The sequence below is a fragment of the Acinetobacter sp. 197 genome, from assembly GCF_048148385.1.
Classification (GTDB): Bacteria; Pseudomonadota; Gammaproteobacteria; order Pseudomonadales; family Moraxellaceae; genus Acinetobacter; species Acinetobacter pecorum.
The window spans coordinates 92,272-112,839 of the sequence record NZ_JAYWZK010000008.1 but is presented as its reverse complement, the minus strand read 5'-3'; the positions used below and the strand labels follow the sequence as shown (position 1 = coordinate 112,839).

The 20,568-nt window shown below is 43.8% G+C and carries 22 protein-coding genes; 13 read left to right on the top strand and 9 right to left on the bottom strand.

The window, feature by feature from the left end; all coding sequences use genetic code 11:
• Positions 1-37 precede the first annotated feature (37 nt).
• Positions 38-1,948: a 1-deoxy-D-xylulose-5-phosphate synthase gene (gene dxs, locus VXQ11_RS09720; protein WP_416680903.1), complete on the bottom strand. Its 1,911-nt coding sequence runs from the start codon at positions 1,946-1,948 to the stop codon at positions 38-40.
• 309 nt (positions 1,949-2,257) lie between these two features.
• On the opposite strand from dxs, the gene ribA reads away from it, so the two are divergent.
• Positions 2,258-2,860, top strand: a complete 603-nt coding sequence (gene ribA, locus VXQ11_RS09715) for a GTP cyclohydrolase II (RefSeq protein WP_064094544.1) — start codon at positions 2,258-2,260, stop codon at positions 2,858-2,860.
• A gap of 139 nt (positions 2,861-2,999) precedes the next feature.
• On the opposite strand, the gene hemN is transcribed toward ribA, so the two are convergent.
• Positions 3,000-4,373 (bottom strand): oxygen-independent coproporphyrinogen III oxidase, encoded by a 1,374-nt coding sequence (gene hemN / locus VXQ11_RS09710; RefSeq protein WP_064095162.1) that lies wholly within the window; start codon positions 4,371-4,373, stop codon positions 3,000-3,002.
• Between the two features lie 236 nt (positions 4,374-4,609).
• Here hemN and hemF point away from each other — a divergent pair, with 236 nt between their 5' ends.
• From hemF to VXQ11_RS09685, 5 genes are all read left to right on the top strand, one after another.
• The gene (gene hemF / locus VXQ11_RS09705; protein ID WP_191730975.1) at positions 4,610-5,566 is read left to right on the top strand and encodes an oxygen-dependent coproporphyrinogen oxidase; all 957 of its coding nucleotides are present in this window, start codon (positions 4,610-4,612) and stop codon (positions 5,564-5,566) included.
• A 135-nt stretch (positions 5,567-5,701) separates the two neighbouring features.
• On the top strand, positions 5,702-5,908 hold the full coding sequence (locus VXQ11_RS09700) for a hypothetical protein (protein WP_416705918.1): 207 nt from the start codon (positions 5,702-5,704) through the stop codon (positions 5,906-5,908).
• Positions 5,909-6,007: 99 nt separating this feature from the next.
• Positions 6,008-6,796 (top strand): shikimate dehydrogenase, encoded by a 789-nt coding sequence (gene aroE, locus VXQ11_RS09695; protein WP_064095163.1) that lies wholly within the window; start codon positions 6,008-6,010, stop codon positions 6,794-6,796.
• A 398-nt stretch (positions 6,797-7,194) separates the two neighbouring features.
• Positions 7,195-9,018, top strand: coding sequence for an acyl-CoA dehydrogenase C-terminal domain-containing protein (locus VXQ11_RS09690; RefSeq protein ID WP_064094547.1), 1,824 nt, complete (start codon positions 7,195-7,197; stop codon positions 9,016-9,018).
• 348 nt (positions 9,019-9,366) lie between these two features.
• Entirely contained in the window at positions 9,367-9,576 is a 210-nt protein-coding gene (locus tag VXQ11_RS09685) for a cold-shock protein (RefSeq protein ID WP_004281542.1), read from the top strand.
• A gap of 61 nt (positions 9,577-9,637) precedes the next feature.
• Here VXQ11_RS09685 and VXQ11_RS09680 read toward each other — a convergent pair whose 3' ends face one another.
• Complete coding sequence (locus VXQ11_RS09680) at positions 9,638-10,582, bottom strand: HNH endonuclease (RefSeq protein WP_416705917.1); 945 nt, start codon at positions 10,580-10,582, stop codon at positions 9,638-9,640.
• A gap of 171 nt (positions 10,583-10,753) precedes the next feature.
• Positions 10,754-11,908: a radical SAM family heme chaperone HemW gene (hemW, locus tag VXQ11_RS09675; protein WP_416705916.1), complete on the bottom strand. Its 1,155-nt coding sequence runs from the start codon at positions 11,906-11,908 to the stop codon at positions 10,754-10,756.
• Positions 11,909-12,034: 126 nt separating this feature from the next.
• On the opposite strand from hemW, the gene VXQ11_RS09670 reads away from it, so the two are divergent.
• Positions 12,035-12,493, top strand: a complete 459-nt coding sequence (locus VXQ11_RS09670; RefSeq protein ID WP_416680905.1) for a DMT family transporter — start codon at positions 12,035-12,037, stop codon at positions 12,491-12,493.
• Between the two features lie 39 nt (positions 12,494-12,532).
• The gene (locus tag VXQ11_RS09665; protein WP_416705915.1) at positions 12,533-13,891 is read left to right on the top strand and encodes an MATE family efflux transporter; all 1,359 of its coding nucleotides are present in this window, start codon (positions 12,533-12,535) and stop codon (positions 13,889-13,891) included.
• 202 nt (positions 13,892-14,093) lie between these two features.
• Here VXQ11_RS09665 and VXQ11_RS09660 read toward each other — a convergent pair whose 3' ends face one another.
• A complete protein-coding gene (locus VXQ11_RS09660) occupies positions 14,094-14,306 on the bottom strand; it encodes a DUF1737 domain-containing protein (RefSeq protein WP_416680907.1) in 213 nt (70 codons plus the stop codon).
• A gap of 287 nt (positions 14,307-14,593) precedes the next feature.
• Between VXQ11_RS09660 and VXQ11_RS09655 the strand changes: the two genes are divergently transcribed.
• Both VXQ11_RS09655 and VXQ11_RS09650 read left to right on the top strand, forming a co-directional pair.
• Positions 14,594-15,892, top strand: a complete 1,299-nt coding sequence (locus VXQ11_RS09655; RefSeq protein WP_416705914.1) for an ABC1 kinase family protein — start codon at positions 14,594-14,596, stop codon at positions 15,890-15,892.
• A 96-nt stretch (positions 15,893-15,988) separates the two neighbouring features.
• Positions 15,989-16,240, top strand: a complete 252-nt coding sequence (locus VXQ11_RS09650) for a type B 50S ribosomal protein L31 (RefSeq protein ID WP_004732342.1) — start codon at positions 15,989-15,991, stop codon at positions 16,238-16,240.
• 87 nt (positions 16,241-16,327) lie between these two features.
• On the opposite strand, the gene crcB is transcribed toward VXQ11_RS09650, so the two are convergent.
• The gene (gene crcB, locus VXQ11_RS09645; RefSeq protein WP_416705913.1) at positions 16,328-16,708 is read right to left on the bottom strand and encodes a fluoride efflux transporter CrcB; all 381 of its coding nucleotides are present in this window, start codon (positions 16,706-16,708) and stop codon (positions 16,328-16,330) included.
• Positions 16,709-16,881: 173 nt separating this feature from the next.
• Here crcB and VXQ11_RS09640 point away from each other — a divergent pair, with 173 nt between their 5' ends.
• Positions 16,882-17,214: a HopJ type III effector protein gene (locus VXQ11_RS09640; RefSeq protein WP_416705912.1), complete on the top strand. Its 333-nt coding sequence runs from the start codon at positions 16,882-16,884 to the stop codon at positions 17,212-17,214.
• A 72-nt stretch (positions 17,215-17,286) separates the two neighbouring features.
• On the opposite strand, the gene VXQ11_RS09635 is transcribed toward VXQ11_RS09640, so the two are convergent.
• Positions 17,287-17,850, bottom strand: coding sequence for a hypothetical protein (locus VXQ11_RS09635; RefSeq protein ID WP_191730970.1), 564 nt, complete (start codon positions 17,848-17,850; stop codon positions 17,287-17,289).
• Between the two features lie 190 nt (positions 17,851-18,040).
• Here VXQ11_RS09635 and VXQ11_RS09630 point away from each other — a divergent pair, with 190 nt between their 5' ends.
• Entirely contained in the window at positions 18,041-18,670 is a 630-nt protein-coding gene (locus VXQ11_RS09630) for a class I SAM-dependent methyltransferase (protein ID WP_416680910.1), read from the top strand.
• Positions 18,671-18,685: 15 nt separating this feature from the next.
• Here the strand turns inward: VXQ11_RS09630 and VXQ11_RS09625 are convergent, their stop codons facing one another.
• Both VXQ11_RS09625 and VXQ11_RS09620 read right to left on the bottom strand, forming a co-directional pair.
• A complete protein-coding gene (locus tag VXQ11_RS09625) occupies positions 18,686-19,264 on the bottom strand; it encodes a hypothetical protein (RefSeq protein ID WP_416680911.1) in 579 nt (192 codons plus the stop codon).
• Between the two features lie 27 nt (positions 19,265-19,291).
• Entirely contained in the window at positions 19,292-19,759 is a 468-nt protein-coding gene (locus VXQ11_RS09620; RefSeq protein ID WP_416705911.1) for a Holliday junction resolvase-like protein, read from the bottom strand.
• A 124-nt stretch (positions 19,760-19,883) separates the two neighbouring features.
• On the opposite strand from VXQ11_RS09620, the gene VXQ11_RS09615 reads away from it, so the two are divergent.
• The gene (locus VXQ11_RS09615; RefSeq protein ID WP_064094557.1) at positions 19,884-20,528 is read left to right on the top strand and encodes a ParA family protein; all 645 of its coding nucleotides are present in this window, start codon (positions 19,884-19,886) and stop codon (positions 20,526-20,528) included.
• Positions 20,529-20,568 lie beyond the last annotated feature (40 nt).

Genomic DNA, 20,568 nt, shown 5'->3' with positions numbered 1-20,568 from the left:
CTTTTTTGGGAAAAATGTGTCTAAAATTTTTAAGAACTTATGACAAAACACTTTGCCCTAAGCTGGACCAAGCCTGATTGATCGATTTTTCAATGCCTTGCGCATCTAGGCCAGCCTGTTGCAACATCTGGGTATGGGTCGCTTGCGCCATGAATGTATCATCCAGACCCAGATTCAGGAGTGGTTTAACAATCTGTGCTTCTGCCAGATATTCATTCACTGCACTGCCGGCGCCGCCCATCACTGCATGTTCTTCCACCGTAACAAACAGACTGGTCGTCAATGCCAGATCGTCCAGCATTTGGGTATCTAGCGGTTTGACAAAACGCATGTTGATTACCCGCACACCAATTTCATGTTTCATGGCAAATGCTTCAGCAGCGTCGACTGCAGCCTGTACCCGGCTACCAAATGCCAGCACAGAAATATATTCATCATACTGCCCGTTAAAACTAGCTACGATTTCTGACTGACCGATCGGAATCTCCATCATTTTTTGCTGGATCTCGACGCCCAGTCCATTGCCACGCGGATAACGTACGGCTGCAGGTCCTGGATACAAATACGCAGTATGCAGCATTTGACGGCATTCATTTTCGTCTTTCGGCGCCATAATCACGATATTCGGGATAGTACGCATATAGGCATAATCATATGCACCGGCATGCGTCGGCCCATCTTCACCGACCAGACCGGCACGATCAATACCAAAAGTGACATCCAGATTCTGCAAGGCTACGTCGTGTACCAGCTGGTCATAACCGCGTTGCAGGAAAGTCGAGTAAATTGCAACCACCGGCTTCAAGCCTTCACAAGCCATACCGGCAGCCAAGGTAACTGCATGCTGTTCGGCAATCGCGACATCAAAGAAACGTTCCGGATATTCTTTGGCAAATTTGACCATGCCTGAGCCTTCGCACATCGCAGGTGTGATTGCGAGCAAACGTGCATCTTGTGCCGCTTCATCGCAAAGCCATTGTCCAAATACATCCGAATATTTCGGTGCAGTATTGCTGGCGGCAACAGCATTGAGTTTACTAATCGCGTGATATTTGATTTGATCTGATTCTGCCGGAGCAAAGCCTTTGCCTTTCTTGGTATAGATATGAATCAGGCGGGGGCCTTTACGTTTTTTCAGCGCATTAAAGACATGCACCAGCTGTTTGACATCGTGACCGTCATAAGGACCAAAATAATCAAAGCCAATGGCTTTAAACAGGTTGTCTGCTGCATCGGTTGCTGCACTGTGTAATCGCGAGTTATACAGCCACTCCGGATGCGGCTGTACATAAGCCTCTCCCTCTTCAGTCACGTTGATGAATTCACCACGCTCCCAAATTGCGGCTAAATGCTTGGCAAAACCACCAGTACTGCAAGAAATCGACATATCATTATCGTTCAGCACCACCATCAGATCCGCCTGATGTGCTACCGCATCATTCATGGCTTCAAAAGCCATACCTGCCGTCATGGCACCATCACCAATGATCGACACCACCTCACATGGCTTGTTTTGATAACGGCGCGCTAGAGCCATGCCAAGACCGGCAGAAATCGCAGTAGACGAGTGGCCTACCCCAAAAGTATCAAATTCAGATTCTTCACGTGCCGGAAAGGCTGCCAGACCATCTTTAGCACGAATGGTGGTGAGCTGTTCACGACGACCTGTCAATGCTTTATGCGGATAGGCTTGATGACCGACATCCCAGATCAGGCGGTCATGCGGCGTATTAAAGCAATAATGTAAGGCCACGGTGAGTTCAATTACACCAAGGTTGGCACCAAAATGTCCGCCACTTTGCCCGGCAGCATACAAAATGAATTGACGTAACTCATCTGCCACTTGTTCTAGCTGGCTTTGCTCGAGTGCACGCAGTTGCTCAGGATGATTGATCGCATCAAGCAACGGTGTTACAGGGCGTTGAGTTGGGATTTCTGTATACAGCATATTATGGCAAAGCCTTCTAAAGCCTGGCAAATCTAAAGCTAGGTCAATGGGGAGTACCCGATCATATAGCTGAATTGTAGCAGCTTCAATTCAGCTACGCTTCTAGCGATGCAATATTAAACAATGATCTCGTCGGGGTGAAAAAATCGCAGCCTACGATTATCCTGAATAATCTTACTATTTATCAACTATTATCGTTCGCTTTCTACAAAAAAGAAAATCTAATGCAGAATTTCGACTTTGCAATTCTACCAATGTTCAATCATTACGCTATACTTTAGCTAATTTCAGGATTTAACGGGTTCAGCTGTGCCAATCGAGTTTGTCGCAACGTCAAGATTACCTACCGCTCACGGTGAATTTAAAATTACTGTATTTCAAGACCCTAAGACCGGTGAAGAGCATGTCGCACTGTCTAAAGGACTTGAGGAAGTATCAGATGAACCTGTGGTGGTCCGTGTACATTCTGAATGTTTAACCGGTGATGCCTTTGCTTCACTCAAATGCGACTGTGGCCCGCAATTACAAGCAACTTTAAAACTGATCAATGAATTGGGCCGCGGAGCTATTCTGTATTTGCGTCAGGAAGGGCGTGGTATTGGCCTGACCAATAAAATTCGTGCTTACGCCCTGCAGGATCAAGGCCATGACACCGTAGATGCCAACCTGATGCTGAACCTGCCGGCGGATGCACGCCAATATGATATGTGTAGCATTATGCTGGATCATTTACAGATAAAATCGGTACGTCTCGTGACCAACAACCCTTCAAAAATAGAAGCCTTAAAAGCACAAGGCATTAATGTAGTCGATCGTGTCCCGCTAACAGTAGGCTTAAACCCGTTTAATGAACAATACCTTAAGACCAAGCACGAACGCATGGCACATCTTTATAAAAAGGATGATTTTTAATATTTTTAAACCCTGTCCTACCTTATTTTAACTGAATCCTTCCAAACCTCCCTTTCTTGCGCTTCGACTTAAAGCCATGTTTAAGTCTGGCTCAGGGAGGCTTTCTCTCTCTTTCTTAAAAATGGGGTTTAGGAGGAGATTAAATCGTCATCGAGAAAATCCGACTTTCTGGCATCCGTCGCTTTAAACGTAAATCAAAAGCCATACAAATATTGCGTACAAATGGTTTCCCTTTCTCCAGAATTGTGACTGACGAGTCTGAAAATTCAATTAAACCATCCTGTGCCATTTCCTCAAGCTGTTCCAAAACCTCATCAATTTCAGGAAAAAGCATCTCGGAATTTTCCCATGAGGTGCTAAAGCTGCACATCAAATTTAGAATATGTTGCCGGATGATCAGATCTTCCTGGTTTAAGACATGTCCTTTAAATACCGGAATTTCATTGCGCGCCAGGCATTCATAATATTCTTCAATGGTTTTCACATTCTGCGCAAAGCTGTACCAGCTATCGCTGATTGAAGAAATCCCGAGTCCAATCATCACCTGGGTTTTAGAGGCTGTGTATCCCATAAAGTTGCGATGCAATGTTCCAGCTTGAAAGGACTGGTACATCGCATCTTTTTCTAAGGCAAAATGATCCATGCCGATTTCATGATAACCATGTGCCAGAAGTTTCTTTTTACCCGCTTCATAGCATTCCCGTTTGATCGCATCTTTGGGTACATCGGCATCTTTAAAACCGCGCTGACCATTGCCTTTAATCCAGGGCACATGTGCATAGCTATATAAAGCCAGACGGTCCGGCAAAAGCGAATTGGTTTGCTCAATAGTATTTAAGACATCATCCAGACTCTGAAATGGCAGACCAAACACCAGATCATGAGAAATCGATTCATAGCCAATTTCTCTTGCCCATTCGGTTACCTGTTTAACATTTTCATACGGCTGAATCCGGTGAATCGCCTTTTGCACGGTTTCATTATAATCTTGCACCCCATAACTGACCCGACGAAAACCAAGGTCATACAATCCTTGCAAATGCTCACGCGTGGTATTATTAGGATGGCCTTCAAAACTGAATTCATGTACAGGCGCTACGTCGGCTTTGGCCAGAATGCCTTGAATCAGTTGAGCCAGATGCGCCATTGAAAAAAATGTCGGTGTTCCCCCACCCAAATGAATCTCTTTAATTATGGGCTTTTCTTGTAATAGCTCACAATATAAATCCCATTCTTTCAGCACTGCCTGAATATAAGGCTGTTCAACTTCATGGCGTTTGGTCACACGCTTATGACACCCGCAGAAGGTACACAGACTTTCACAAAATGGCAGGTGGATATACAAGCTAATGCCTTCACTTTGATTGGATTCCGCAAAAGACTTTTTTAGCGTTTGCTTCCATTGTTCCAGCGAGAAATTCTGCTCTTCCCAATACGGAACCGTGGGATAACTGGTATAGCGCGGACCGGGAACATTATATTTTTGAATCAGGGAATTGACCTGTACCGACATGACACCCACCTTTACCATCGAAAAATGCTCAAGCCAATGAGCGCTTGCAAGTTATTGTGCTGAGCTTGAAAAAAGAATTCAACCTAGCCCTTTGGTCGGATTTAATGGTGCATTCTGTTTATGAATAGTGGAATGTAAGGTCTGGGCTGATGAATTGCATCACCAAATAGACCTTAATCTTTGACTGATTTTATGCTTTGATGTAATTAGTTTTTTATTTCCCTACGAGGGTTCTGATGCAGCATCCTACATCTACGGATATTCAACGCGTTCGTGAATTTCTCCTCGACTTGCAGGCACGGATTTGTGCGGCACTGGAGCAACAGGAACGTGCTGGCGGCGGTACGGCCGAATTTATTATTGATGACTGGGAGCGCCCGGAAGGTGGTGGCGGCCGTTCACGTGTTCTGCAAAACGGCACGGTCATTGAAAAAGGTGGGGTAATGTTCTCCCACATCAACATTTCCAAACTGCCCGCTTCTGCGACTGAACGCCATCCCAATATTGCCGGTGCCAAAGCGCAAGCAATGGGAGTATCACTAGTCATCCATCCAAAAAATCCGAATGTGCCCACCTCACATGCCAACGTGCGTTTATTTGTCGCAGAGAAAGAAGGTCAGGATCCGATCTGGTGGTTTGGTGGCGGTTTTGACCTGACCCCGTTTTATCCGAATGATGAAGATGTACTGTCTTGGCATCAAACGGCGCATGATCTGTGTGCTCCATTTGGTGCAGAAGTTTATCCTGAACATAAACAATGGTGTGATCACTATTTTTACCTGAAACATCGTGACGAGCAGCGCGGTGTGGGCGGCTTGTTTTTTGATGACCTGAATCAATGGGATTTTGAAACCTGTTTCCAGTATATGCAGGCTGTAGGCAATGGTTATCTGGAAGCCATTCTGCCAATTTTCCAGCGCAATCAGGATAAACCCTATACCGAAGCACAACGCGAATTCCAGTTATACCGTCGTGGTCGTTATGTAGAGTACAATCTGGTTTATGACCGCGGCACCCTGTTTGGTTTACAGACTGGCGGCCGGATTGAATCGATTCTGGTCAGCCTGCCCCCGCTTACCGGATGGTCATATCGCCCGGAATGGGATGAAGGCTCACCCGAAAAACGCTTAACAGATTATTACCTGAAACCACACGACTGGTTAACAGAATTAAAATCCCAAGCAATGAAATGATACAAACAGCCCTCAAATGGAGGGCTTTTTTAATGGATAGTTCCTCTATACTGTTGCATAGAAATATCTGATTTGATCGCAGCACCCTATCGCTACATCGATCACCTTCTATTTGATGTTTAGTGAGAAATAAAAATGCATAATCTTCAATTAAATCTACCTATATTGGCCTTTTGGCTTTTCCTTGCTCTCGCCATCAGTGCGATGAGTACCGCAATTTTGAGTCACAACCTGATTCTGGATGGCGCAGCTATTCTGGTGAGTATTCTGACTGGGGTTGGAGTCGTTTTTAGTATGGCGCTGATATTTGCGGAACATATTATGGAGATTTGCAGTTCCTAACATCCTGACAACCTAGCAGTAATTAAAGATTGCGCAGGCTTTAGTCCCTGCGCTTTTTCACGTATATTGATGGCCATTTCCGCACATGGACATTGTGAAATGAGCAAACAATTTGCCGTGATTGGTAACCCGATTGAACAGTCACGTTCTCCAGAATTGCATCACGCCTTTGCTGCTAAAACTGGTGTCGACCTGAGTTACACCAAGCGTCTGGCTCCACTGGATGGCTTTGAAGCCAATATTCAGGACTTCTTTAGTCAGGGTGGTAGTGGCCTGAATGTTACTGTCCCCTTCAAAGAGCAGGCTTTTATTCAATGTCAGGTGTTGAGTGAGCGGGCCAAAATTGCCAAAGCCGTGAATACCCTCTGGATGGAAAATGGGGTCCTGCATGGCGACAATACTGATGGTCAGGGCCTGGTCGAGGCGATCCGTGCTTTAGACTGGCCACTGGACAATACAGCTATCTTAATTATTGGTGCAGGCGGTGCCACGCGTGGCGTGATTTATCCTCTGGCGCAGGCGGGTGCGAAAAAAATCGTGATTGCCAATCGCACCTTGGCACGCGCGAAACAGCTGGTTGCTGATATTCAGAATGCCGTACCGCAAATCGAATTACAGGCAATTTCTCTGGATAATCTTAGCGGTGAATTTGATCTGGTGATTAACGCGACTTCTGCAAGCCTCAGCGGTGATACCCTTATTCTACCGGAAACGTTACAGTTTAAGAGGGCCTATGAAATGGCCTATGGTAAACCCTCTTCCTTTCTGGATCAGGCCAAGGCGCGCGGTGTTCCCACGTCAGAAGGCTTTGGAATGCTGGTCGGTCAGGCGATTGAATCTTTTTACATCTGGAATGGCATCAAGCCGGACTTAAAAGAGTTTCTTTAAAAGCCCTATCTATCCAATGAGTTCAGTTCGGGTTGTAACTATAGCCCGCAACTGAATTTCCTCTAACCGTCCAGAAGCTGAGACACCATGGATTGGTTCTAGTGACATTTTAGAAGCCGGCCTGTTTTAACTTAAATTTGAGCACAATTCATACAAAAGTATACTGGACATATCACCTTTTAATTTATTAAAGTCCAATGTGATAACAAGTTTTCAATCTTCCTGCAATATCTATACTAGTCAATAAAATTAACCGAGTTAATTGACTGGAATTAAAAATCGATTCGCTTTTCTGACATTTTTATTCACTGAATTCATCAATGTTTTTTTATCTCCAATGTGAATAATCAAAGAATCGATACAGATAATCCAAAACTATTTCAATCAGGATTAAACGCATGCCAGCATATAAAGCCCCTTTACACGACATTCGCTTCCTTATGAATGAAGTGCTTGACTACCCTGCGCACTACCAGAATTTGTCGAATGGTGAATATGCCGATGCCGACACGGTAGATATGATCTTAGAAGGTGCGGCAGATTTTTGTGAAAATGTACTGTCACCTTTGAACCAAAGCGGTGATGAAGAAGGCTGTCATTTTGAAAATGGCGAAGTAAAAACCCCGAAAGGCTTTAAGGAAGCTTACGAACAGTTCGTACAAGGTGGCTGGCAAGGTCTGTCTTATCCTGAAGAGTTTGGTGGCCAAAACCTGCCCATGTCTTTAAACCTGATCAAATCAGAAATGATGGGTACTGCGAACTGGTCATTCCAGATGTATCCGGGTTTAAGTGTGGGCTGTATCAATACTATTATCCAGTATGGTACCGATGAGCAGAAAAACACGTATCTGCCTCACCTGGTTGCAGGAACTTGGGCGGGCACCATGTGTCTGACTGAACCACAATGTGGTACGGATCTGGGTCAGGTAAAAACCAAGGCAGAGCCGAAAGAAGATGGCACTTATGCGATTTCAGGAACTAAGATTTTTATTTCCGCAGGTGAGCACGACCTCACTGAAAATATCGTACATATTGTACTGGCACGCCTTCCGGATGCACCGCAAGGCACCAAAGGGATTTCCCTGTTTATCGTACCGAAATTTATTGCTGCTGCAGATGGTGGGATCGGTGAACGCAATCCAGTAAACTGTGGCTCGATAGAACACAAAATGGGGATTCGCGCTTCAGCAACGGCTGTACTGAATTTCGACAATGCGACTGGCTACCTGATTGGTGAACCAAACAAAGGCCTGCATGCCATGTTTACCTTTATGAACACGGCGCGTATTGGTACTGCAATTCAGGGCATCTGCCATGCTGAATTGTCATTCCAGGGTGCTTTGCCTTATGCCAAAGAGCGTATGTCAATGCGTGCCCTGTCTGGCAAAAAAGATCCAGAAAAAGTAGCGGATGCAATCATTCATCATGCCGATGTACGCCGCATGCTGTTGACGCAAAAAGCCATTGCTGAAGGTGGCCGTGCCATGATTTATCATGCAGCACAAATTGCCGATAATATGAATGATGCTTTGCTGCGTGGCGATACCGCTGCTTTTGAACAGCATGATGATCATCTTGGTTTCTACACCCCTATCCTGAAAGGCTTCTTGACCGAAATGGGCTATGAAGCATCAAATCATGGTATGCAAGTCTTTGGTGGACATGGCTATATCAAAGAATGGGGCATGGAACAGATCGTACGTGACTCACGTATTTCTACCCTGTACGAAGGTACTACAGGTGTTCAGGCACTGGATCTGATCGGCCGTAAAGTGCTGTTGACGTCGAAAGGCAAAGTGATTCGTGATTACACTGCTGAAATTCTGAAATTCTGCGGTCAGCATGCGCGCAATAAATACATGCGCCGTTTCGCCTGGGATTTAACCAAGCTCTGTGCACAGTGGAATGCCTTAACCGTGCGTATTATGCTGGCTGCACGTAAGGACCGCGACATCGTGTCTTCTGCGTCAGTCGATTTCCTGATGTTCTCCGGTTATGTGATGATGGCCTACTTCTGGGCACAGCAAGCTGCAGTTGCTTCAGCCAAACTGGCATCTGGTGATGGTGCGGAAGTTCCAGAATTCTATAAAGCAAAAATCAAAACTGCTGATTTCTACTTTGAACGTATTCTGCCACGTACCCAAGGTCATGCAGAAGCGATGGTGAATCCCTCTAAAACCATGACGGCACTCGCGCCAGAACACTTTAGCTTCGATTACTAAGCTGTAAATTGTCTCAAAAAGAGCGTTTCGGCGCTCTTTTTATTGACTCAAATATCTTTCTTTCAACTTAAAAAACCTTTCTGGATATAAAATATACAAATTTAATTTTATATTTTTCAACATCCTAATAAATTAGCCAAATAAAACGCTTGTATATCTCAAAATAAGCGGTATGATAACCCCAACTAGAAAAATTCTTGTTTTGGTTAGTCTTCTTTTAAGTATCGCAGTTTTAGTCATAAACCTTCGTATTACAGATCAAAAAGCTCCATCCTTTTTATTTTTCAAAGTTACAGTTAGTCATCTGAAATTTTGGCTATAAATTCATACGATTCAATAGGTTATATTATGTCTAATACAGTTAACGGTACAGTAAAATGGTTCAACGAAACTAAAGGTTTCGGTTTCATTCAACAAGAATCAGGTCCAGACGTTTTTGCTCATTTCAGCGAAATCACTGGTTCAGGTTTCAAAACTTTAGTTGAAGGCCAAAAGGTTTCTTTCAGCGTAGCTCAAGGTCAAAAAGGCCCTACAGCTGTAAATATCGTTGCTCTATAATTTAGACGCAAGATATTGAAAAAAAGCACTCTTAGAGTGCTTTTTTTGTGCCTATCATTTTTTAAAGATTATTTGGTTGTTCTAAAAACCGGTGTGCTCTATGCCAGGCTAAAAATACCGGATCAGGAGCAAAACGTTTTGGTACGTCGATTCGTTTACCGTGATAGGGCTTTAAATAGGCATATAAACTCACATCTTGCTTGGCTTGATTCGCAATACACACTTTAAGCCCTTTATCTAGTGTGATAAATCCCTGATCAAAAGCTTGATCCAATAAAGAAGATAAACAAATTCCATTACGCGGATTTTTTCGGTGTGCCTGATTTTCAGACCAAGGTACAATATGAGAAGCCACTAAAAAGGCTTTGGTCTTAATGCCGGAGATCGCACATTGATATTGATAATTGAGTTTAACTTGTAAGGCAAATTCTTGATGTGCCGAGCCGCGAACCTTTACTTTGGCATATTGATCTTCAACACTATAATCAAGGATTTCTTGACGCAAATGCGTATCCCGCAAAGTGTCCTGTTTTTCCCCTCTTCCCGCTAATTTAAGTAATCGCCAAAAATCATCTGCCGTGATCTCATTCATGCCATATTGTTGAAAAAAATGTTCCCAAGTATTTCCGCGTGGTTTAAAAGTCCATTGAAAATTTTCCAAATCGGACTGCAGAATGGGATCTATAAAACGTATACCATCGATCACTTCCGCAAAGACCGGTTTGGTTTGGCGTTTTTGATGATTTTGAGGAATAGCATTAGGTGCAATAATCTTGGCTATACGACCTGCACCATAAAGATAGAATTGATTTTTAATTTCAGAAGCTTTTTGCGGTCGTCGATATAAAAAGAAATCTCCTTCTCTGACCCGATTATATTTACTTTGATCCCAATGATATTCTTTAAAGTCCCGATCTTCATAAACCAGATGATCACTTTTACTATCAAAAATAAAGAATCGGGTGTCAGTTAAATCCAGCTGTTGAAAAGCCCATAATGTATCCACCTGCCCACCCTCTAGAAATTATAATATTCAATTAATTTAATCTTTGAATATTCTCAGAAAACTTCTCTCTAAGAAAGCTTCAATCAGACTTTAGGTATTTATTTAAGGCAATAAAAAACCCCAATAAAATCCTATTAGGGTTTCTTTTAGAACAATGGGGAAATTAAATAATTAAAGAAATTCTTCTAATACCGAATTTAAAAAGATATGCCCCTGCTCGGTACATGAAAGCCGGTCTTGATCATCGACCATTAATTTTCTTTCACGTAAAGAGCTCAGTAACTCATGTAAAGTATCTAGACTCAAACCGGTACGTTCGGCATAGAGTTTGGCTTCCACGCCCTGATTTAAACGTAATGCATTCATCATAAATTCAAAAGGCAGGTCGGCATCTTCAATGCGCTTAAACTGCACATGTTCGGCAGGTACTTTGGCTAAGTAGTCCTTAGGTAAACGGGTTTTCTGGAACCGATACACGCCATGCGGCTGAGTGACTTTGCCATGTGCTCCGGCACCAATCGCCAGATAGTCACCAAACTGCCAATAATTCAGATTATGCGCTGAAGGCAATTCTTTACGCCAGGCCGAAACTTCATAGTTGATAAAACCCTGAGATTTTAGGTAGAGCTCACCCTGCTCCTGAATATCTTCCAAGACTTCATCGACAGGCAAAATCGGTTGAGTCCGGAAAAATACCGTATTGGGTTCAATCGTCAACTGATACCAGGAAATATGGGTAGCACCCTGCTCCACTGCCAGTTTTAAATCATGTAAAGCCTGTTCTAAAGTCTGTTCCGGCAAACCATGCATCAAGTCGACATTAATCCGCTGAAAACCTGCTTCACGTGCCAACCCAATGGCAGAAATCGCATCTTCATTACTATGGATCCGTCCCAAATGCTTGAGATGATCGGTATTAAAACTCTGCACCCCAATCGACAGGCGGTTAATACCGGCCTGCAAATAGCCGGCAAACGGATCATGTTCGACCGTGCCGGGATTGGCTTCCAGGGTAATTTCACAGCCTTCGGCAAAGGGAATAATGGCTTTGAGCTGACCAAATAACCATTGATAACCTGGGGCAGAAATCAGTGACGGCGTCCCCCCACCAATAAAGACACTGTGAATCTGCCGGCCTTGGGCAAAATTGACCTGAGTTTTAAAGTCTTCCACCAGTGCTCGTAAATATTCCTGTTCCAATTCTAGTGATAGCTGACCATCCGGAACCGCATGTGAATTGAAGTCACAATAAGGACATTTGCGCACACACCAAGGTATATGAATATATAAGGACAAAGGGACAGCAGCAGGATTCAATTCAGCCAAAGAACTACTCAAAAACGATTACAAGATATAGCGGAATTTTAACATGACTCGGCGGCAACACTGCTAAAATTAAATTTGATCGTGTGATATGTCTAAAAATTTAAATAGAATTAGTCAGTTAAAATTATGAAAATATCTTCTCAACTTATTATTTTACTTCCTTTGGTTTTTGCAATCGGTGTTTTATTGACACTCCAGACTGCAATTAATACACAACTGAAAGAATATTTATATTCTCCTATTCAAGCTGCATTTTTTTCCTTTTTGATTGGTACAATAGTGCTCGCCGTAATCGTACTTTTTCAGTCCAATCCCAGACCCAGTTTACAGGAACTGATGAGTGTTCCCTGGTATTTATGGCTAGGGGGAATCGTGGGTGTATACGCGATTAGTATGAGCATTTATGCAGCGCCCAAACTTGGCTTTCTGGTTCTTAGCGGTCTCATTATTTTTGGTCAGATGGTAATGTCGATGCTGGTCGATCATCTGGGATTATTGGGTAATGAAAAAATGCCGGTTAACTGGCAACGTCTTTTAGGCGGCGTGGTAATTTTTATTGGTGTGCTTCTCACTTTACAACGCTAAACCTTCTATTTAAGCACATGATCACGATGAGTAATTTTTGTGTCGAATGTTTCACCAGTCACAACCTTTGGTTTTGAATTAAAAAAACTTTTCCATCTGATGCTGCCTATTCTGGTAACCCAATTTTCTCAGGCTGGTCTGGGCCTGATTGATACCATTATGGCCGGTCACCTGTCTGCTACCGATCTTGCCGCGATTGCCGTCGGAGTAGGACTCTGGATTCCAGTGATGCTGCTGTTTAGTGGCATTATGATTGCCACGACGCCTTTGGTTGCCGAAGCTAACGGCGCACGTACACCTGAAAAAATTGCCACCATTGCACGTCAATCGCTTTGGGTTGCCTTGATTCTTGGAGTAATTGCCGGCTTGATTTTACAACTCTTGCCAGCCCTTTTACCTCTCTTGGGTGTACCGGAAAGCTTGCAGCCTAAAGCCAGTTTATTCCTGCATGCGATTGGTTTTGGTATGCCTGCGGTAACCATGTATGCAGCCTTACGCGGCTACTCAGAAGCGATTGGAAATCCTCGCCCGGTCACCGTGATTAGTTTATTGGCCCTGGTTTTGCTGGTTCCGCTGAACTATATCTTTATGTATGGTATTGGTCCTGTTCCGGCCCTAGGCAGTGCAGGCTGTGGGTTTGCCACAGCGATTTTGCAGTGGTTAATGCTCATGACTCTGGCATTGTATATCTTTAAAAACAGAGCCTATCAGCGTACTCAGCCTTTTACTCACTGGGAAAAAATCAACCCGGAATGGGTGAAGCGTATTCTGCAACTGGGTTGTCCGATTGGATTGGCGATCTTCTTTGAGGTCAGTATTTTCAGTACAGCAGCAATTGTGCTGAGTCCTCTGGGAGAGACCATTGTCGCTGCCCATCAGATTGCTATTTCTGTCACTTCACAACTGTTCATGATCCCCATGTCACTGGCGATTGCCCTGACCATTCGGGTCGGCACCTACTATGGTGAACAGAACTGGCAAGCCATGCGTAAAGTGCAATATCTCGGCCTGATCACTGCCACTATTCTGGCGATCCTGACCATGATTCTGCTTTGGGTTTTCCGCAATGAAATCGTGGCACTCTACACCTCAGATCTGATCGTAAGCCAAATTGCGGTGTATCTGATTCTGTTTGCCATTGCCTATCAGCTGATGGATGCCTGGCAGATCAGTGCGGCAGGTTGTCTGCGCGGCATGCAGGATACCAAGGGGCCGATGTGGATTACCATGCTGGCTTACTGGGTCATCGCCTTCCCGGTTGGAGTATATTTATCCCGCTTTACCGAGATGGGCGCCGCCGGTGTTTGGGTTGGCCTGATCGTGGGTTTAAGTGTTGCCTGTGTTTTATTGCTGGCACGACTCTATAGCAATAACAGACGTTTAAGCTTAAAGGTATAAAAACTTAGCGACTTTCAAGCAATCTTAAATATTGGGTAGGTGACATGGATGTCACCGTTGAGCTGTGAAACAGAGAAGTAGCATCAGACCAACGAAACGGTTTTGTTAATTTTGCCATGACAAAAGTAAGAGCTGCCTAAGCGACAGCATAAAAATAAAAGATGAGAGCATCGCCTTGAGCATTGTAATTTCGATGTAGAAGTTAAGAATTAGCTCCCAAAGCCTCCTTCAGTCCTTCTGGAATCTCCGATTCATCCACCACAACTTTGGTCACCACCTGCCCCACAATCACATCCGTACCATTAAAAGTCATGGTGGGTGACCCATATAACTCATAACCTTCATTTAAGGCACGGGTCACCCGCGCACAAAAATGCACATCATCCTTCCCAGTAAAATATCGATAGACTTTCATTGAATTTTCTTCATTACAGCAATCTGTTTATTCTAAGCTTTTAGCCATAAAACAACATTCAGAATTAGTACTCGGTCTTATCTAAAACAATGATGGATTCCGGTGTACTATTGTCATTCAAGTCAATGTAAGGAAGATAAATCTTTTAACAAATCAGAGATGATGCATTAAACATGGAGAAGCTGAAGGAAATCACAACACAACCTCTACAATTAAATCTAGGCAATTCAACCTTTGTCACCTATGATCAAATACATCCGTTCATTTTTGGTTTCAAGGAATCTCGCATGGCAAAAACGGCTAGCACACCCGGTCGTCGCTTTATGAAACTTGCCGGAATGACCGCAAGTATTGCAGGTAAAACCCTCTCCAATTCCATTAAAAATCTAACTGCCGATGAAGAGCAGAAAAATACTGCGCGCAGCAAACTATTTCAGGATATTGGGGTACAGATTGCAGATACCTTGGGAGAGATGAAAGGCGCAGTCATGAAAGTCGGCCAGATTGCCTCGCAATATAAAGACGTTTTCCCGCCCGAAGTCGCCAAAGCCATTGCCAAGTTACAACGTCAGGCACCCCCCATGCCATTTAAGGAAATTCAGGCACAGGTAGAAAAAGAACTGGGTAAACCCTTAGCACAGCTTTTCCAGCACTTTGATGAACAGCCATTTGCTGCAGCCTCGATTGGTCAGGTACATAAAGCGATCCTGCCAGATGGCCAGCAAGTTGTGGTCAAAGTGCAGTATCCTGGGGTAGATGAAGCCTGCGAAAGTGACCTGAAACAAGTCCGTCTGGCACTGCGCATGATGGGCGTGTTAAAGATTGACCGTAAACTTCAGGATCAGCTGTTTAAGGAAATTCAGCAGAGTCTGGACAATGAGCTGAACTATGAAATCGAAGCACAGAATCTGGAAATCGCCCGGACTTTCCATGAATCTCTGGACAGTAAAATTATAATTCCGAAAGTGTTTCATGAGTACTCTTCACGGCATATTCTGACTTTGAGCCAGGAGCTTGGGAAAAGTATTGAAACCGCTAGCACTTGGCCACTCGAGACCCGAAATGCTTTGGGACGCCGTTTATTCCGTGCCATTGGTCAGGAAATTTTCTATCTGAAACGCTTTCATTGTGATCCGCATCCTGGCAATTTCGCCTTCCGTGAGGATGGTTCTGTGATTGTTTATGATTATGGCGGCGTCAAGACCTTATCGACCGAAGTTATTGAACATTTCAGGGAACTGATTCAAGCTGCGCGCGAAAAGAATATTCCCGTAATCGAACAACAACTGGATGCACTGCATTCATTGACTGAGACCGGAAAATTCCCGACAGAATTGTATGAACAATGGCTGGAAGTACTCATGCGTCCTTTAGTCACCCACTATGATTTCGCCGAAAACTCAGCGCATCATGATGGTATGGAACTGCTGAAACCTTCCTTAAAATACTGGGATGTGTTTAAACCTTCTCCAGATACCTTAATGGTGAACCGGACGATTTCAGGGCAGTACTGGAACCTGATTCATCTTAAAGTAAATGATGATTTAAGTGATGTATTTGAAGAGCTCGTACCCAGTCGCAGCTAAATAGAGGCGACTGGCTTACGCGTTGTAACCCTAAATTACTTGAAAGCGTAAATGTTACATTATAACATTTGATCAATAATCAAGAGGAATTTAGATATGCGTTCAGATATCCACCCTGAGTATCGTGAAGTGTTATTCCATGATACCAATGCCGATGCCTATTTTGTGATTGGCAGTACCATGAACTCCAGTCAGACTAAAGAATATCAAGGTAAAACATACCCTTATGTAACACTAGATATTTCAAGCGCTTCTCATCCTTTCTATACGGGTGAGCAACGTCAGACCAGTAATGAAGGTCGTGTGGCAAGCTTCAACAAACGTTTTGGCCGCTTTAAACGTGGTTAAAAATGAAAACCGTCGATTATCTCAATCTTCGAATCGTGGTTTATGTCAGGAAATAACCTCCAGTTTCCTGACTTTTTTATGTCCGTTTTAACTGTGCGATAGCATCCATGACGTTAAATAAAAGCCCAGCGCCAGAACCATAATGCCGATGATTAAGCTGGATAATGCATATAATACCGCTAGGCCCATAGCCCCTTGCTTGAATAGCAAAAAGCTTTCCAGACCGAAACTGGAAAATGTAGTAAAACCACCGAGAATTCCCACCATTAAAAACAGACGAGCTTCCTGTTGAAAGATTGGATATTTTTGGCTACAGGCAAAAAAAATCCCCGCACATAAACAGCCTAGAATATTGATCCACCAGGTGGGCCAAGGAAACTGCATTTGTGGTTTAAACAGCCAAAGTCCTGCTGCATAACGCAGACTGGCACCGACTGCCCCACCCATTGCCACCCAAAGCCAGCCCATATTTTTTCCTATCTATTTATTGATCAAGTTTATCTTATCCAAATTTTTAAACTTAACATGGATAATTTTCACTATTATCTTGAACGGAAAATCAATCAAATACCATGGAACTTCGCAAGAAAATTGCTATATTTATCGCATCGAATTTTCATGAATGGCACAGGAAAAATAGCATGGCACAGGATTTATTGGCCCAGTTAACGGCAGGCGAAGCAAAATTTGCAGATGTGATTGCATATATTGACTCGCGCTATACGCATACACCAACTGCATTTAAAAATGGCCAGCAAAATAATGCGGCTACAGAAAACCAAGGCAGCGCCAAAGTCTTTTCTTTTGCACAACTCAATGGTCTGGATCAGGCACAGACCTTAAGCCTGTTTGCTGAGCATTATGCTGCTGTACTGGCGACGCTAGAGTCGACCGATCATCAGAATATCCGTCAGTTTATGCTTAATGGGTGGGATGGAATTGCCTTTGAAGGTCAGGCTCTAATTGCAAAATAAGTCTTCAACAGATAAAAAACCGTTCATAGGAACGGTTTTTTTAGGCATCTCAGCAGTATGCTGGATATCTGTTTAGCTTTTACCGACTTTTTCAATCCACTGAATGGAGCTGACACGGAAAACTTCACAAGCCCCATCCCCCGTATCTGTCGGAGTTAAAGAAGATGTCCAGACCAGATCTTTGTCACGCACTTCAACCAGCTCCCCTTGCATACGCACCAGATCGCCACGCTTCACCTTTTTGATTGCCTTGGCAATTTCAGGATTGGCGGGAATGATATGCATATTGGACACCATCTGCTTGGCTTGTTCTACCGGCACCGGCACCCGATCCATTTTCCAGTTCAGATAACGGTCATATTGATTCACGGTGATATGCCGGGCAATTTCAGGCTCAGCAAATAACCCCCAACTGACTGCATAATCAATCGGAGAGAATTTGGCTTGCGGATCAGAACTATAAACCTTAGAACCCAAAATACGGAAATCACCTTTAAAAGGCTGCAAGACCGAAATTGACTGACCTTTGACCACAGGAGGCAAACCTTTGGCAATATTATGCTCAACAGAACTGTAGCCAGAAATAGGCAGTAACAGGCTGGCGAGCAAAGCATAATGTTTAAAGTGTTTGAACATAATTTTTAATCTAATCCTAATCAAGTTGCTTAAACGTTTTAAGGATATCTTCTTTGATCTTACGTATTTTTTAATGAATAAACAGTTGAACTTGGTAACAAACTGAACAAATTTGGTCAGCTCGGGATATGCCGATTATTTTATTTTCGGTTAAGCTAGAACAAATTCTCATCTCATTAAAATGGCCCGGATGCTGTATAAAATTTATCAACAACATATCTTTCCACATCTTTTAAATCAGGTCATGCAAACCCCGGCTTTGATGGACTTACGCCGCGAATTGCTCTTGGGGGTGTCAAATGAAGTGCTGGAAATTGGTTTCGGTACCGGGCTGAATCTGCCGTTTTATCAACTGGTTGACAAGCTCTATGCGCTGGAACCGAATGCTGATATTTTCAGACTGGCAGAGACGCGGATTCAGCAGGCTGCGTTTCCGGTTGAGCATATTCAAGCCAGCGCAGAAACTTTGCCTTTTGCAGCGAATAGCCTGCAACATGTGGTTTCAACCTGGACACTTTGCAGTATTCCAGATCTCGAACAGAGCTTAAAGGAAATTTATCGGGTGCTACAGCCGGGTGGTACTTTACATGTGGTCGAACATGTGCTGAATCGGCAAAATTTAAAGATCCAGCACCTGCAACATTTACTTACTCCTATTCAAAAGAAAGTCGCAGATGGCTGTCATCTGAACCGCGATATTGAAAATGCCTTGCTGGAAACCGGTTTTGAAATAGAAAGCTTGAATTATATTGATGCGGCAGGTCTACCCAAGATTGGTCAGCATATGCTGTTGGCTCGACTGCGTAAGTCAAGAGGCTAACTCCCTCTGATCTTTTTAGTGATGTTGAATCTGAGTCACTCGCAGTAACTGACAATGGCCGCGATATTTAGAACCTGTACCCACCGTGAATTCTTGTCCAGTCGTACCTGAATGAACGGTAACCAGATCACCACTAAGAGTAATTTTCTGTCCTGGTTTTAACCGGCGAATCTGATCGGCAATTTTTTCAGTGGCAGCAATCAGACTGAAATGCTGCACATGCGTATTGATGAAGTTACGATCTACCTCGCTGATTTGTCCTTCAACCTGATAACAGCGTTTTGCTTCATCAAACTCCAATATTGCCTGCATGGCTGGCAGCGGCTGAGTCAGCAACAGCACATCAATATTGCTGAGATAGGCCAGATCATTAAAACTCCCCACCACAGGACTCGCCTGATGCAGAACCCGACGCTTGGGTTTTACAAAGCGCTGATCATGCACAATATAGGTTTCTGAAATATGCTTGACCGGTTCTACTTTAAAATTTTTAAGTACGCCTTTTTCTTGTAGATGTGGAATAGCGCGGAAAAACTCATTCCAGACCCAAAGTCCAAGCATAAACAGCAGCGCAGTAATCAGTAGTTTTTGCATAATTTTTTATTCTGCATGAGGTTTAGATTAATCCTCAAAATCAATCCGAACAGTTTCAAAACGTACCCGTCCTTCCTGAATCGCTCGGGCAATGGCTTGCTGGCCTTTGGTCAGACGTGCGCCCCCACTTTTAATATCAATCAAGACGACTTCAATATCTTCGGCTGCACCTTCCCCGTCACGAAAATCGCTATAGCCATCAAAGACCACATAATCTACCGGGTCGCCCAGAAACTTAGCATCACTCGGCAGATATTGAAATTCCGGCATGATCGGTGCGAGCTGTTCCGCCATTTTGCCTTTGAGAACGGCACGGCTAGTATTTACACTGCGCTTTTGCGCGGCAATCAGGGATTGCTGATGCTCCAGTTCCAGCTCGGCGATATACTGCTCATATTCGGCCTTGATCCGTCCGTTGCGTGTCTGACTTAAAATAATAGTGGTCAATACCACCCCGATACATGCGCCAATCAGCATGGCCATCCATATGGACATTCAATCTTCCTAATTTACTTGATTTTTATAACATCGCATTCGACTGAAGTTGAGGATATCGGCCATTTGCATACTTGAAAAGAATGATATGCTAGGCTGGAACAGAATAAAATCACCTTGAGTCATGAAAACAATTTTAGTTGCGAATCAGAAAGGCGGTTGTGGTAAAACCATGACAGCCATTAGTTTGGCGTCAGCACTCGCACAAAAGGGTTATACAGTGGCATTGGCCGATGCCGACAACCAGAAATCCACATTGCAATGGCTTAAGCACCGCCCGGCACAGGCGGCACCTATTCAAAGTCTGGACTGGCGCAATAGCAAATCCATTGGTGATGCTCCCAAGCAGATTGAATACCTGATTATTGATGCACCAGGTGCGTTAAGTGACGATCATGCGGAACAGCTGGTCAGTGAAGCACATGCGATTATCATCCCGATCCAGCCTTCTTTTTTTGATATCGATTCAACCCGCCGTTTTCTCAAACATTTACAGGACATTAAACGTATCCGCAAAGGCAAGGTCGAAATTTTGCTTCTAGCCAATCGCACCAAAGCAAATGCAGCCAGCAATCAGGATATACAACAATTTTTTGACAAAATCGACCAACAGCCGGTGGCCTGGATTTCGGAACGCGCCCCTTATAGCCGTTTAGCGATGGAAGGTCTTTCAGTCTTTGATAAACAACAAAAAATTTACCGGGAACTGCAGGATCAATGGCAACCGGTACTAAATGCGATTATTGATGATCCAAGTCAATGGTTTTGAGTCAATAGACTGAATCAGGCTGCAGCTCTTGGAAAATAAT